Here is a 12,870-nt window from a genome sequence, read left to right as displayed (position 1 = left end):
GTCCCCGGCCGCGCCGGTGCGCGGCCGGGCGGCGGGCCCGGACGTGCGCCGGCGTCAGGCGTCGCACCCGGTGACGGGGCCGCCGTCACCCCTCCCCTCCGGGTTGGTGGTTCGGCCGCCGGTGCAAGGGCTGGTCCGGGGCCGGGCGGGGCTTGACGGGCGGGATGTCGCGGGTCTGCGGCTTCTCCGCGTCCAGGGTGAGCGGCTCACCGTGGTGATGGATCGTCAGCGGGCCGCGCCCCAGCAGGGTGTACGTGGCCGCCGTGCGGCCGATCTCCACCCGCAGTCGGCAGCCGCGCAGTTCGAGGGTGAAGGCCAGCCGGCCGAACTGCTCCGGCAGGCGTGGCGCGAACGCGACCCGCTCCCCGTGGTGGCGCATGCCGCCGAAGCCCGCGACCAGCGCCATCCAGGTTCCGGCCAGGGACGCGATGTGCAGGCCGTCGCGGGTGTTGTGCTCCAGGTCCTGAAGATCCATCAGCGCGGCCTCGTGCAGATAGTCATAGGCGAGGCGCAGATGGCCCGTCTCGGCCGCCATGACCGCCTGGCAGCACGCGGACAGGGACGAGTCACGCACGGTGAGCGGCTCGTAGTAGGCGAAATTGCGGGCCTTGTGCTCCGCGTCGAAGTGGGGGCTGCACGTGTACATCGCCAGGACCAGGTCCGCCTGCTTGACCACCTGCTTGCGGTACAGGTCGAAGTACGGGAAGTGCAGCAGCAGCGGATACTGGTCGGGGCGCGTCGAGGCGAAGTCCCAGCGCTGGTAGCGGGTGAAACCGGCGTGCTGCTCGTGCACTCCCAGTTCGTCGTTGTACGGGAGGTGCATCGCCTCCGCGGCGTCCCGCCAGGCCGCGCTCTCCTCCTCGTCGACGCCCAGCTCCGCGGCCCGGCGCGGATGACGCTCGACGACGTCGACCGCGGCCAGCAGGTTCGCCCGGGCCATCAGGTTGGTGTACGTGTTGTCGTCGGCGACCGCGCTGTACTCGTCCGGGCCGGTCACCCCGTCGAGGTGGAACGTGCCGCGGTGGTCGTGATGACCGAGCGACCTCCACAACCGGGCCGTCTCCACCAGCAGTTCCACCCCGGTGTCGCGTTCGAACTGCTCGTCCCCGGTGGCGGAGGTGTACCGGACGACGGCGTCGGCGATGTCGGCGTTCACATGGAACGCGGCGGTGCCCGCCGGCCAGTACGCCGACCCCTCCGACCCCTCGATGGTCCGCCAGGGAAACGCGGCTCCGCGCAGGCCGAGTTGCACGGCCCGCTCCCGGGCCGCGGGCAGGGTGCTCTGCCGCCACCGGAGCGCTTCGGCGACCGCGCCGGGCGAGGTGTAGGTGAGCAGGGGCAGAACGAACATCTCGGTGTCCCAGAAGGCGTGACCGTCGTAGCCGGACCCGGTCAGCCCCTTGGCGGGGATCGCCCGCTGTTCGGCCCGGGCCCCGGCCTGGAGCACATGGAACAGCGCGAAGCGTACGGCCTGCTGGATCTGCTCGTCGCCGTCGATCTCGACGTCGGAACGCGCCCAGAATTCGTCCAGATAGGCACGCTGTTCGGCGAGGAGGCCGGACCAGCCCACGCCGGCGGCGGCGGCCAGCGCCGCGTCCACCTGGTCGCTGATGGCGGGCAGCGAGCGGGTGCCCGACCAGCCGTACGAGACCAACTTCTCCACCCGCAGCCGTTCCCCCGGGTCCAGCGCGGAGGCGATGGTGAGACGGGCGAGATGATCGGTCGCCTCGCTCTCGGTGGTGGTGGGGTCCGGGCCGCTGACGAGGTGGTCGGCGGCGGCGCCTACCCTGAGGCCGCTCCTGCGGGTGCGGTGCACCAGCCGCAGCCGGCCGTCCTTCGCGAACTGCTCCTCGGCCTCCAGCGGGGACTCCAGGACCACGGCGGCCCGCGGATCGCCGTTGTGGCCCGGCAGTTGCTCGTTGGCGACCAGCTCCGACTGCACCACGACCCGGGCCGGTCCGTCGACGGCCTCCACCTCGTAGGCGACCGCGGCGATCGCCCGCTGGGTGAAGGAGACGAGGCGTGTGGAGCGCACCCGGACCGTGGTGCCGGCGGGCGAGGTCCACTCGCAGGTCCGGGTGAGCGTGCCGGCCCGGAGGTCGAGCACGCGTTCGTGGGAGCGCAGCCGGCCGTAGCGCAGGTCGAAGGGCTCGTCGTCCACGAGCAGACGGATGATCTTCCCGTTGGTGACATTGATGACGGTCTGCCCCGACTCGGGGTAGCCGTACCCCGCCTCCGCGTAGGGCAGCGGGTGCAGTTCGTGGACGCCGTTGAGGTAGGAGCCCGGGAGTCCGTGCGGCTCCCCCTCGTCCAGGTTGCCCCGCCAGCCGACGTGCCCGTTGGACAGCGCGAACACCGATTCGCTCTGCGGCAGGACGTCGGGATGGAGCCCCCGCTCGCGCAGCACCCAGGGTTCGACGGTGTACGACGTCTGCGTGATCACGAGCGCTCCCCCAGTTCCGCGAGATCCCGTACGACGACATCGGCGCCGTGGGCCCGCAGCGCGTCCGCCTGGCCGACACGGTCCACTCCGACGACGTACCCGAAGTGCCCCGAGCGCCCGGCGTCCATGCCCGCCAGCGCGTCCTCGAAGACGGCGGCGGCCTTCGCCTCGACGTCGAGGTCCCGGGCGGCGGCGAGGAAGGTGTCGGGGTGCGGTTTGCCCGGCAGATGCCGCTCGGCGGCCACGATCCCGTCGACGCGCACGTCGAAGAGGTCCTCGGCGCCGATCGAGCGCAGCACATCGCGGCAGTTGGCGCTGGAGGAGACGACGGCCGTGCGCAGCCCGGCGGCGCGCGCGGCCTCGATGTAGCGGATGGTGCCGTCGTACGCCTCGACACCACGGGTGCGGATCAGTTCCAGCAGCAGTTCGTTCTTGCGGTTGCCGAGGCCGTGGACGGTATCGCGGTCGGCCGGGTCGTCGGGGGCGCCCTCGGGCAGCCGGATGCCGCGGGAGGCCAGGAAGGTGCGGACGCCGTCGGCGCGGGGGCGCCCGTCGACGTACTCGTCGTAGTCGGCGACCTCGTCGAACGGGCGGAAGGACTCCCCGTCCCGTCGGCGCAGGAAGTCGTCGAACGTCTGTTTCCATGCGGCCGCGTGGACGACGGCGGTCTTGGTGATGACCCCGTCGAGGTCGAAGAGGCAGGCCTGGATGCCGTCCGGAAGACCGAGCTCTGTCATAGGAGCCACCTTCCCCCATGAGCGCCGTACAAGGGGTGGCGAAAGCCACATTCCGTCGGCACACACCCGCGGTGGGCGCACCCGAGGAGCCGGCGCGGGCCACGAACGGGCAGCTTTTCCGGCGTGGAGGGACCGCCGGCCTCCCCATCTCGCGTTGCCGGGTGCACCGGTGGTCCAATGGCGTGACCCGGCCCGCCGCCCGAGCGGGCTCCCCACCAGCCGGCAGCGAGCGCGGACACCAGACCTATGACTTTCGACGACCTCCTGAAGCGGGCCGCGTCCCTCGGGCGCCCCGGTCGCCGTGCGATCCTCGGCATCACCGGAAGCCCCGGGGCGGGCAAGACGACGCTCGCCGAGCGTCTGGTCCGGGAACTGAACGGCGACAAACCGCCGTGGGTGGCGCACGTCCCGATGGACGGCTTCCACCTGGCGGACGTCGAGCTGGACCGCCTGGGCCGCCGCGACCGCAAGGGCGCCCCGGACACGTTCGACCCGGCCGGCTACGCCGCGCTGCTGCGGCGGCTGCGCGAGGACGTGGACGGCGGGATCGTGTATGCGCCGGGCTTCGAACGGGTCCTGGAGCAGCCGGTCGCGGGAGCGGTCCCGGTGCCGCCGTCGGCGCGCCTCGTGGTGACGGAGGGCAACTACCTGCTGCTGGAGACGGGGGCCTGGGCGCGGGTCCGGCCGCTGCTGGACGAGGTGTGGTTCTGCGAGATCGCCGAGCGGGAACGCGTGCGGCGGCTGGTGGCGCGCCACGAGGAGTTCGGCAGGGACCACGCGAGCGCGGTGGCGTGGGTCGGCGGCACGGACCAGCGCAACGCGGAGCTGGTGGCGACGACCAGGGACCGAGCGGACCTGGTGGTGCCGGCGGCCGCGCTGCCGGCACCGTACGCGCCGGGCGCCGGGGGGGTCGCCGGCGGGGCGCGCAGCGGGCCGCGCCGGTGACGGGCGTGTCGTGCGAGGGGGGCACGACACGCCCGTACCGCTGGAGCGGACACGGGAGCGTACGGCTCAGGGTGAGCGGCCGCCGTACGCCTGCCCGTGCCCGCCGCCGCACCCGCTAGAGCGTGGTGCGGGACTCGAGGCTGCGGCGGGTGTCGTTGCCGTAGACGCCCGTCTCGTCGCCGCTGATGCCGTACCAGAGCTGGAAGCGGGCGACCGCCGCGGCGAGCGTGGCGTCGTAACGGCCGTCGGTGGTTCCGTTCCTGTAGACGTCGGGGACGCGCAGCAGGCGTTCCTGCAACTGGGTCACCTCGGGCCCGTGGTCGCCCTCGCGCAGGGTTCCGGGACCGTCGGGGTCGGTGTTCTGCTGCTGGGCGGGGGCACTGGCGGCCGGGGTTGTGTGAGTGTCGGTGGCGGGCGGCCGGGCCTGCGGGGCGGCCGGACCTCCCGGGGCGCTGTCGTCTCCCGGCCCGGGCAGGAGGAGCGCGGCGCCGAAGCCGATGAGGGCGGCCGCGGTCACCCCGACCGTGAGGGCCGCACGGCGCAGGGTGAGTCCGTCGTCGACGGGCCGTTCGCGACGGTCCCGGGTTGCGCGGGGAGGCCGGCCGGGGGCGGTCGGCACCGGGGGCAGTTCCTCCGTGGCGTCCTCGGCGGGCGTCGGCTCCACATGGACGACGATGGGCTCGTAGGCGGGCTCCGCTGGGCGGGCGTCCTCGTCGCGGAGCTGTCTGACGAGTTCGGCCAGCGCCTCGGTGCGGCGGCGGCGCGTCACATACGTGGGTTCCGGCACCGGGCGCCACACCGGCTGGACCTGCTCGGGCGGTGTCGACACACTGCTCTCCTTCCGTCACCGCGGCGTTGGCCCATCCCCGGTGAGAGATACGTGGAGGCATGCGGACCGGTTCACCGTTACACCACATTCCCGAGCGCCGGACACGACCCGGAACCCCGCCCGGTGGCGGGCGCGCCCTCTCGCCCGCCATACCCCCCAGGGGTATAGTTCCCGCATTCCGTCACCTCCGGCGAGAGGGCGCCACATGTGGGATGCGATCCGACACGCGCTGTCCATCACCGGGTCGATGACCTGGGAGATCACCTGGGCACTGATCCTCGGCTTCACTCTGTCCGCGGTGGTGCAGGCGGTGGTGCGCCGTTCGACGGTCGTACGGCTGCTGGGTGACGACCGGCCCCGTACGCTCACCCTCGCCGCGGGGCTGGGCGCGGCCTCGTCCTCGTGCTCGTACGCGGCGGTCGCCCTGGCGCGGTCCCTGTTTCGCAAGGGCGCCGACTTCACGGCGGCGATGGTCTTCGAGATCGCCTCCACCAATCTGGTGGTCGAACTGGGTGTCGTCCTGGCTCTGTTGATGGGCTGGCAGTTCACGGTCGCGGAGTTCGTCGGCGGACCGGTGATGATCGTCGTCCTCGCGGTGCTCTTCCGTATCCTGCTGCGCGACCGGCTGTTGCGCCGGGCCCGTGAGCAGGCCGAGCGGGGTCTGGCGGGGTCGATGGAAGGGCATGCGGCGATGGACATGTCGGTGGGCGGCGAGGGCGGTTTTCTGCGCCGGCTGCTCTCCCGCGAGGGCTTCACCTCCGTGTCGCACATCTTCGTGATGGAGTGGGCCGCGATCCTGCGGGACCTGGTGGTCGGTCTGCTGATCGCGGGCGCGATCGCCGCCTGGGTGCCGGAAGACTTCTGGCGGTCGTTCTTCCTGACGGACCATCCGCTCACGGCCACGCTGATCGGACCGCTCGTCGGGCCCCTCGTGGCGATCGCGAGCTTCGTGTGCTCGATCGGCAACGTGCCGCTCGCGGTGGTGCTGTGGAAGGGCGGCATCAGCTTCGGCGGAGTGATCGCCTTCATCTACGCGGACCTGCTGATCCTGCCCATCCTGAACATCTACCGGAAGTACTACGGGGCACGCATGGCCGCGTTCCTTCTCGCCACCTTCTACGGGGCGATGGTGGTCGCCGGGTACGTGGTGGAGTTCGTCTTCGGCGGGCTCGGACTGGTTCCCGACCAGTCGGGCGCCAGGATCCCCGAGGAGGGCGTCACCTGGAACTACACCACCTGGCTCAACATCGCGTTCCTGCTGCTGACCGCCGCACTGCTCGTACGCTTTCTGCGCACCGGCGGCCTCGCGATGCTGCGCATGATGGGCGGCGCGCCCCACCACGACGGGCATACCGAGCACGCCGGGGCGCAGGAAGGCCACCATTGAACAGGGAGGGTGATGGGGCGATGGGACGACAGGCGTCCACCGAAGAGGACGGGACCTCGCAGGCGGATCCCGTTCTGGCCCCGGCACAGAAGGACTTGGTGTTCTAAGGGCGGCAGCGGGACCGGGCCAGGCGGGAGCACTGCATCACGGAGATCGGCGCCCTGGTCGCCACGTCCTCCACGGTCGCGGCAGCGGGACTGCACACGCCGGCCTGGCTGACCGCGCTGATCGCGGGCAGCGCCGTCTTCTTCACCGGGGTGCGCCAGTTGTTCAACCCCGCCCCGCGCTGGGTGCTCGCGTCCCAGTCGCGGGAGAGCCTGCGCCGGTCCGTCGACCGCTATCTGCTGCTGCCGCCGTCCGAACGCGACACCGCCGCCCGGTCGGCACTGCACGCGGCGATCCAGGAGGTCGGCGCGAACGAACTCCGCGAGTGGTCGGGGGCACAGCACCAGCGCCCGGCACCCGTGACGGGAGCGGAGGGCTGACGAGCCGTCGTCCCACGCAGTACGGTCTCGAGCTCACCGACGTGACCGCGACCGGCGACAAGACGGCGCCGGTCACTCCCGGCCTGAGCCCTCACTGACGCCGGACGGCGGCGTCATCCGGATGCCGACCGTCCCCTCCTCGCCGCGGCGCAGCCGGCTGCCGAGGAGGGTGAGGCGGCCCAGGATGCCGTACTTGCGGGCGATGAGCCGCCGGTAGCGGGCGGTGGTGTCCCGGTCGCAGATCTCGGCGGTGGCGGGGACCTGGTCGCCGGTCGGGTTGCCGCGCAGATCGCAGGGGCCGACCAGGACGTCGGAGCGGGCCCGGATCCGCCTCACCTTCCAGGAGTCCGCGGCCGTCCAGACGCCGAGGCCGTCGCCGTCCGGCACCACCCACACCGGAGTGGCGACGGCGGTGCCGTTCTTGCGGTAGCTGGTGACCAACAGGTACTTACCCGCGCCGAGCCGGTCCAGTGAGATCGCGTCCATGGGCGCAGTCTAGGCATGGACGCACCGGGCGCCGGTACGGACGTACGCCCGTACCGGCGCCCGGGTGTGCGGGGGCGAGCGTCAGGACAACTGGCCGTTGTAGTCGGGCAGCTTGAAGGTGCGCTCGGCGTGGCCGCCGACCAGGTCGGAGGTGTTGTTGCCGACGTTCGCGATGATCGTGTAGCCCTGGGCCTCGATCGCCGCGCGCTTGCCCGTCTTGTAGGCGCTGACCTCGTCGAAGAGGTCCGGAAGATCCCGCACGTACAGACCGTCGACCGGGTATCCCACGGTCTTGAGGTTCCACTTGCTCTCGGCCTGGATGATGCCGGGGCGCGCGGTGACGAAGAAGACGCACACCCCACGGGACTTCGCGTACTTCGCCAGCTGGAGCGAGGGCTGGACCGCCGGGGTGGGCAGCTCGTACCAGTGGTGGAAGTCGGTCTCCAGCGTGGTGTTGTCGATGTCGAAGACGATCGCGAGCTTCTGCCCGGCCGTGTTCGCGGTGCGCTGTGCGACGTAGGGCAGCGCCTGGTCGATGACCGCCTTCACATCCGCCTGCCAGGTGGCGTAGTCGACGCCCGAAGCCTGTGCGGCGGCCACGCTCGCGGTGGTCTCGGCCGGAGCCGCGGCCGCGGTCTGCGCTGCGGTGAGCGTGCCTCCGATGCCCAGCGCCACGACCGCCGAGACCGCGCCGATCCGGCGCCCCACACCCCGTCTTGTCATGCCCGTCCCTTCCCTTGTCCACTCACATCGGTGCGGCGACGGTGTGCCTCGACCGTCGCCGCATTGGACATGCTCACGTCCAAGCATGGACGAGAGGCGGCCGAAAAGTTACCTGCCGGTATACAGTTACTCGCGAGTAGCCCCATCTGGCAAAGAGGAACGATCACGTCCGGCTCTCGTACGGCGCCGGGCGGCATGGCGCAATCGCTCCGTTGCGTGGTACGCCGCAGCCGCCCCACCATGACGTTCATGGGGGACGTGGGGGATGTGTCGCCGTACGAGGCCCAAGACGCCGCCGGCTTCGTGGAGTCGTTGCAGCGGCTCAAGGAGCGTTCAGGGCTCACGTATCGCGAACTGGAGGAACGGGCGGCCCGCAACGGCGAGATGCTGGCGCGCAGCACGTTGGCCGGCATCCTGCGACGGACGAGCCTGCCGCGACCCGACCTGCTGGCCGCATTCGTCCGGGCGTGCGGGGACGGGGAGCGCGTCGACGCCTGGCTGGACGCGAGGGACCGTATCGCTGCGGGCGTCGCCGTCGTGCCCGTGCCGGATCCGCGCCCGGGGTCCGCGACGGCGCCGGCTCCACCGCGAGCGGAGGGATCCACGACCCCGCGTCCGCACCGGACCGGGCGCCGCGGGAAGGGGCTCGCGGCCCTGCTCGTGGTCCCGCCGCTCGCGCTCGCGGCCTGGGGGCTGTTCCCTGGCGGCTCCGACGATTCCGGCGCACCGGCTGCTTCGGCGACCGCCTCCCGGCCGGTGACGGACGGCTGGGTCACCATCCGGCCCGCCCGAACGCCCGCGCTCTGTCTGACCGACGGTCGTGACCGCGGCGGCGCCTACCCCAACGCCGTCGCCGTGCAACTCCCGTGCGCCCGGGCCACGGTGCCGCGCACCTATCTGGAACCGGTCGGAGGGGGCCTGTATCGCATCCAGTGGCATCACCCCCAGGAGGGCAGGGGATGTCTGACGGTGATGAGCGCGGGACCGGTGAAGGGCATGCTCGAGCCCCGCGACGACTGCGCCCGGGCAACCCTGTTCCGTCTCGAGCCGGCCGCCGCGGACGGCAGTGCGGGCTACCGGCTTCGCGTGACCCCCGGCGGCCGCTGCGTCGGCATCGTCGACGACGACACGACCGAGGGCGCCGAGGCGGCCGAGGAACCGTGCACCGGCGGGAGCGACCAGCGGTTTGTCGTCCGGACGGACTGATAGTCCCGGCCTGCCCACAAGCGGAAGCGGTTGGCCGGGCCCCGTGTGCGGGATGATCCTCCTGGCGGTACGAGGCAGGGGGCGAGACAGTGACCCGGGATCGTGGCAGTGGTGTCCGTACCGAGGCGGCCGGGGCGCTGCGGGAAGTGGCCTGCGACGAGTCCGGCTCGGACGGCGAGAACCTCACGAGCGGCAACACCGATGTCTTCGCGCACGCCAGCGTGCATCTGCCCCTTGCCGCGGCAGCCGGTCACGTCCAGGAGATCCGCGACCGGATCCGTTCCCCCGCGGAGGAGTACAAGGCGACCCATCTGCTCCGGGAGAAGCACCGGTCGGTGCTCGAGTGGCTGCTCGGCACCTCCGGGCCGCTGTACGGGCACGCCCATGTGCTGCTCGTGGAGAAGTCGTTCTTCGTCGTGGAACGGGTGGTGGACCTCCTGCTCGGCGACCCGGCGCCCGCGCTCCCCCTCTTCCGCGCCGGTGGTGACCGGTTCGGTGAGGAACAGTGGCGGCGCTTCCTGGGTGCGTCCAACGACCTGGTGCGCGTGAGGAGCAACGGGCAGCCCGACGCGCCCGTCGAGGCGTTCTTCCGCACGGTCGACGCGATGCGCCGGGCGCTCCCCCACGACAACGTGGGCGAGCTCCTGGCGCTGCTGGGACGCTCCCGTGAGCGGGCGCTGGCCCACCGGGCCAGGATCGCCCGGAGCCCCGCGGTCGTGCCCGTACTCAACCCCCTGGTACCGGCGATCGTGCGGACCGCGGCGTACTGGGGCGGCGGCGGGCACCTCGTCTCGCTCGTGCACGACGAGCAGAACGTGCTCACCGCCCCGCGCGTCGCCTGGCTCACGGAGACGACCAGGATCGTCGGGTTCCGGCTGGTCGACTCGCGGCGCGACGCGCGCGTGCAGCTCGCCGACTTCCTCGCCGGGATCGCACGGAAGATCGCCTCGGACGAGCTGAACGGACGGGGCGACCCGGTGCTCACGGGGCTGCTGCGACCCTATGTGGGCGGGGACTCCCTGTGGGGCGACGAACGCAGTGGCGTGCTGCTGCGAAGGCCCTCGACCGTACCAAGGGCGTGATCACCGGCTTCCGTCGGTGAACACGGCGGGGCGGGCGCACGTATGGAGATGAGGGTGCTCGCCGACCGGAGTGCCCGGCGGTGGTGACGCCGTGCCGTTCGGGGTTCGGAGCCAGGGATGAGGCATGCACGACGACGGATCGTCCGGCGTGGGGCGCGCGCAGCGGCCCTCGGCGGGGTGCTCCTGGGAGGCCTGATGGTCACCCAGGCCCTGGCGAGCGAACCGTCCGGCGCCCAGGCCCCCGACGGAACGACCATGCGGACCGCCTCCCCGACGGGTCCCGCTCTCGTGTCACGGCTCGGCACCGGGCGCACGGCCGGCAGCTGGGTCGCCGACGACGGCACATCCGTCGTCGCCGTGACCGACAGTGCCGCGGCCGCCGAGGTGAAGGCGGCCGGGGCACGGCCCAAGATGGTGCGTCACAGCATGGACCAGCTCAAGTCGGCCACGCGCAGCCTGCGTTCCGCCCCGAAGGTGACCGGCACCGCATGGATCGTGGACTACCGCACCAACGAGGTGGTGGTGCAGGCGGACAGCACCGTCTCCGCGTCCGACTGGTCGCGGATGACGAAACTCGCCGCCGGCATCGGCGACTTCGTGCGGATGGAGCGCACCCAGGGGAAGTTCACCACCCGGGTGAACGGCGCCCAGCCCGTCTTCTCGACCGGTGGCCGCTGTTCGGCGGGCTACAACGTGACGAACGGGCAGAGCGAGTTCATCCTCACCGCCGGTCACTGCGGGCCGGGCGGCACGCTCTGGTTCTCGGACAACACGGGCCGGACACAGCTGGGCCGGACGGTGACGTCGGAGTTCCCCGGAAACGGCGACTTCTCGCTCATCCGGTACGAGAACGGCCAGCAGACCCCCGGCGACAACGTCGTGGCGATCGGCGGCGGGCGCGGGGTGCGCATCACGGCGGCCGGGGATCCGGTCGTCGGCGAGAAGGTCTTCCGCAGCGGAAGCACGAGCGGGCTGCACGACGGCGAGGTCACCGCGCTGGGCGCGACGGTGAACTACCCGGAGGGCACGGTCACCGGCCTCATCCAGACCACGGTCTGCGCGGAACCGGGTGACAGCGGCGGCCCGTTGTTCTCCGAGGGCATCGCGCTCGGGGTGACGTCGGGAGGCAGCGGGGACTGCCGGTCGGGCGGTACGACGTTCTTTCAGCCGCTGACGAAGGCGATGGCCACGCTCGGGGTCCAGCTGACCGGGCAGTCGGCGGGGGCGGCCGGTGCCACCTCGGGCACCTCCGCCGCCCCGTCCGCCTCGGCCTCCCCGGGTGCGGCGATCGCGCCCGGGTCGGCGGCGCCGGGGTCCGCGGCACCCGGCGCGGTCCAGCAGATGGGAGGAGCGGACGCCGCCGACGGCTTCCTCTCCCGGCTGACGGACCCGCGGAACATCGGGCCCGGCCTGCTGGTCATCGCGGGCAGCCTGGTGGCCCTGGTGGCCACGCGCTACATCCGCACGGAACAGGAGCGCAACGCCTATCGCCGGGCCTACTCCGGAACCTGGGGCTGACGGCGCCGGGGGCCCGCCGGGCGGTCACGCCGCCGTCGTGGAGGACGCGGAGGAAGCCGCCGCCCATTCCAGGACGAGCCGCTGGTACTCCCGCCGTTGCTCCAGGCTCAGCGTCCCGCCGCTCCGGAACCACAGCGCCCGGATCTCCTCGTTGACCTCGTCGGCGGAGCGATCCGCTGAGGGTTCGAGAGTGGTGGACATGCCGTGAAGCATACGAGGCCGGACGTGAAGGTGCCGTGAGTAATCCGGCGCCTTCGGGCATTCCGGACCGTGAAGCTGCTCACTTCTCAGGTGCCCGGCTTGCGGCCGTACACGAACACGTCGTCGCCGGTCCTCAGCAGCGACCAGTACTTCTTGGCGTTGACCGTGGTCATGTTGACGCAACCGTGCGATCCCGGCGGGTTCCACATGCTCAGGCCCACCGAGTGGAAGGCCTGGCCGCCGTCGAAGAACTGGCTGTAGGGCATGGGCACGTGGTAGACGCTCGAGACGTGGTCGATGTCACGCCAGTAGATCTTCTTCAGGCCGGTGCGGGTCTCGTAACCGTCACGGCCCGTACGGACCGGAACCGGGCCGTAGACGAGGCGGCCGCCGTCCTGGATCCAGCTGAGCTGGAGCGTGAGGTTGACGCAGGCGATGCGGCCCTTGTTGACGGGGCACTTCCCGTCCTTGTTGGGCTTGTTGCCGACGGCCTTCTGCTTGTTCATGAGGTCCATCACGCCCCATGTGACGGGGCCCGCGTAGCCGATGGCGGGGGTGATGCCGTGCTTGTTCTGGAAGGCCTGGGTCGCCTTGCAGTCGGCGCCCGACTGCCTGCCGTCGACGGGCCGGCCGAGGAACTTCTCGACCTGCTTCTGGTACGGCCCCGTCTGTGTGGTACAGCTCGCGGCCTGCGCGGGCGCGGTGCCGAGCGCCAGTGTGAGAGGCGCCACAAGCCCGGTGATACCCAGCGCCACGGCTCCCCGTCTGCCTATCTCCCTCATGACCGGCCTCCCCTGTTCGCGTGTCGTACGGCCTCTGTCAACTAGA

The 12,870-nt window shown here is 71.8% G+C and carries 13 protein-coding genes; 6 read left to right on the top strand and 7 right to left on the bottom strand.

Translation table 11 applies throughout. The features are described 5' to 3' along the window. Positions 1 to 85: 85 nt before the first annotated feature. Both ABZ876_RS14705 and ABZ876_RS14700 read right to left on the bottom strand, forming a co-directional pair. Entirely contained in the window at positions 86 to 2,443 is a 2,358-nt protein-coding gene (locus tag ABZ876_RS14705; protein WP_361779616.1) for a glycosyl hydrolase family 65 protein, read from the bottom strand. Then, positions 2,440 to 3,180: a beta-phosphoglucomutase family hydrolase gene (locus ABZ876_RS14700; RefSeq protein WP_361779613.1), complete on the bottom strand. Its 741-nt coding sequence runs from the start codon at positions 3,178 to 3,180 to the stop codon at positions 2,440 to 2,442. Before ABZ876_RS14700 ends, ABZ876_RS14705 begins: the two co-directional genes overlap by 4 nt. A 246-nt stretch (positions 3,181 to 3,426) precedes the next feature. Here ABZ876_RS14700 and ABZ876_RS14695 point away from each other — a divergent pair, with 246 nt between their 5' ends. After that, entirely contained in the window at positions 3,427 to 4,125 is a 699-nt protein-coding gene (locus ABZ876_RS14695) for a nucleoside/nucleotide kinase family protein (RefSeq protein ID WP_361779611.1), read from the top strand. Positions 4,126 to 4,240: 115 nt separating this feature from the next. On the opposite strand, the gene ABZ876_RS14690 is transcribed toward ABZ876_RS14695, so the two are convergent. Next, positions 4,241 to 4,954, bottom strand: a complete 714-nt coding sequence (locus tag ABZ876_RS14690; RefSeq protein ID WP_361779608.1) for a peptidoglycan-binding domain-containing protein — start codon at positions 4,952 to 4,954, stop codon at positions 4,241 to 4,243. A gap of 205 nt (positions 4,955 to 5,159) precedes the next feature. On the opposite strand from ABZ876_RS14690, the gene ABZ876_RS14685 reads away from it, so the two are divergent. Further along, positions 5,160 to 6,341: a permease gene (locus ABZ876_RS14685; RefSeq protein ID WP_361779605.1), complete on the top strand. Its 1,182-nt coding sequence runs from the start codon at positions 5,160 to 5,162 to the stop codon at positions 6,339 to 6,341. A gap of 143 nt (positions 6,342 to 6,484) precedes the next feature. Then, complete coding sequence (locus ABZ876_RS14680; RefSeq protein WP_361779962.1) at positions 6,485 to 6,826, top strand: DUF4231 domain-containing protein; 342 nt, start codon at positions 6,485 to 6,487, stop codon at positions 6,824 to 6,826. A gap of 72 nt (positions 6,827 to 6,898) precedes the next feature. Here the strand turns inward: ABZ876_RS14680 and ABZ876_RS14675 are convergent, their stop codons facing one another. Together ABZ876_RS14675 and ABZ876_RS14670 are read right to left on the bottom strand one after the other, a co-directional pair. Beyond that, on the bottom strand, positions 6,899 to 7,312 hold the full coding sequence (locus ABZ876_RS14675; protein WP_361779602.1) for a PPOX class F420-dependent oxidoreductase: 414 nt from the start codon (positions 7,310 to 7,312) through the stop codon (positions 6,899 to 6,901). An 81-nt stretch (positions 7,313 to 7,393) separates the two neighbouring features. Then, positions 7,394 to 8,035, bottom strand: a complete 642-nt coding sequence (locus tag ABZ876_RS14670) for an HAD family acid phosphatase (protein ID WP_361779599.1) — start codon at positions 8,033 to 8,035, stop codon at positions 7,394 to 7,396. A 249-nt stretch (positions 8,036 to 8,284) separates the two neighbouring features. Between ABZ876_RS14670 and ABZ876_RS14665 the strand changes: the two genes are divergently transcribed. The 3 genes from ABZ876_RS14665 (at position 8,285) to ABZ876_RS14655 (ending at position 11,841) form a co-directional block, all read left to right on the top strand. After that, entirely contained in the window at positions 8,285 to 9,241 is a 957-nt protein-coding gene (locus ABZ876_RS14665) for an XRE family transcriptional regulator (RefSeq protein ID WP_361779597.1), read from the top strand. Positions 9,242 to 9,330: 89 nt separating this feature from the next. Continuing rightward, entirely contained in the window at positions 9,331 to 10,323 is a 993-nt protein-coding gene (locus ABZ876_RS14660) for a hypothetical protein (RefSeq protein ID WP_361779594.1), read from the top strand. Between the two features lie 117 nt (positions 10,324 to 10,440). After that, complete coding sequence (locus ABZ876_RS14655) at positions 10,441 to 11,841, top strand: S1 family peptidase (protein ID WP_361779591.1); 1,401 nt, start codon at positions 10,441 to 10,443, stop codon at positions 11,839 to 11,841. Positions 11,842 to 11,865: 24 nt separating this feature from the next. On the opposite strand, the gene ABZ876_RS14650 is transcribed toward ABZ876_RS14655, so the two are convergent. Beyond that, positions 11,866 to 12,054: a hypothetical protein gene (locus tag ABZ876_RS14650; RefSeq protein WP_361779589.1), complete on the bottom strand. Its 189-nt coding sequence runs from the start codon at positions 12,052 to 12,054 to the stop codon at positions 11,866 to 11,868. A 74-nt stretch (positions 12,055 to 12,128) separates the two neighbouring features. After that, on the bottom strand, positions 12,129 to 12,824 hold the full coding sequence (locus ABZ876_RS14645) for a L,D-transpeptidase (RefSeq protein ID WP_361779586.1): 696 nt from the start codon (positions 12,822 to 12,824) through the stop codon (positions 12,129 to 12,131). Positions 12,825 to 12,870 lie beyond the last annotated feature (46 nt).

The sequence above is a fragment of the Streptomyces sp. NPDC046931 genome, assembly GCF_040644655.1.
Classification (GTDB): Bacteria; Actinomycetota; Actinomycetes; order Streptomycetales; family Streptomycetaceae; genus Streptomyces.
Note: the sequence above shows the minus strand (reverse complement) of the source record. Positions and strands in the feature narration are given on the sequence as shown.

Coding starts and splice junctions, on each gene's coding strand:
- ABZ876_RS14700 (WP_361779613.1), bottom strand. CDS start 3,180: ATGACAGAGCTCGGTCTTCCGGACGGCATCCAGGCCTGCCTCTTCGAC.
- ABZ876_RS14695 (WP_361779611.1), top strand. CDS start 3,427: ATGACTTTCGACGACCTCCTGAAGCGGGCCGCGTCCCTCGGGCGCCCC.
- ABZ876_RS14685 (WP_361779605.1), top strand. CDS start 5,160: ATGTGGGATGCGATCCGACACGCGCTGTCCATCACCGGGTCGATGACC.
- ABZ876_RS14675 (WP_361779602.1), bottom strand. CDS start 7,312: ATGGACGCGATCTCACTGGACCGGCTCGGCGCGGGTAAGTACCTGTTG.
- ABZ876_RS14670 (WP_361779599.1), bottom strand. CDS start 8,035: ATGACAAGACGGGGTGTGGGGCGCCGGATCGGCGCGGTCTCGGCGGTC.
- ABZ876_RS14665 (WP_361779597.1), top strand. CDS start 8,285: ATGGGGGACGTGGGGGATGTGTCGCCGTACGAGGCCCAAGACGCCGCC.
- ABZ876_RS14655 (WP_361779591.1), top strand. CDS start 10,441: ATGAGGCATGCACGACGACGGATCGTCCGGCGTGGGGCGCGCGCAGCG.
- ABZ876_RS14650 (WP_361779589.1), bottom strand. CDS start 12,054: ATGCTTCACGGCATGTCCACCACTCTCGAACCCTCAGCGGATCGCTCC.
- ABZ876_RS14645 (WP_361779586.1), bottom strand. CDS start 12,824: ATGAGGGAGATAGGCAGACGGGGAGCCGTGGCGCTGGGTATCACCGGG.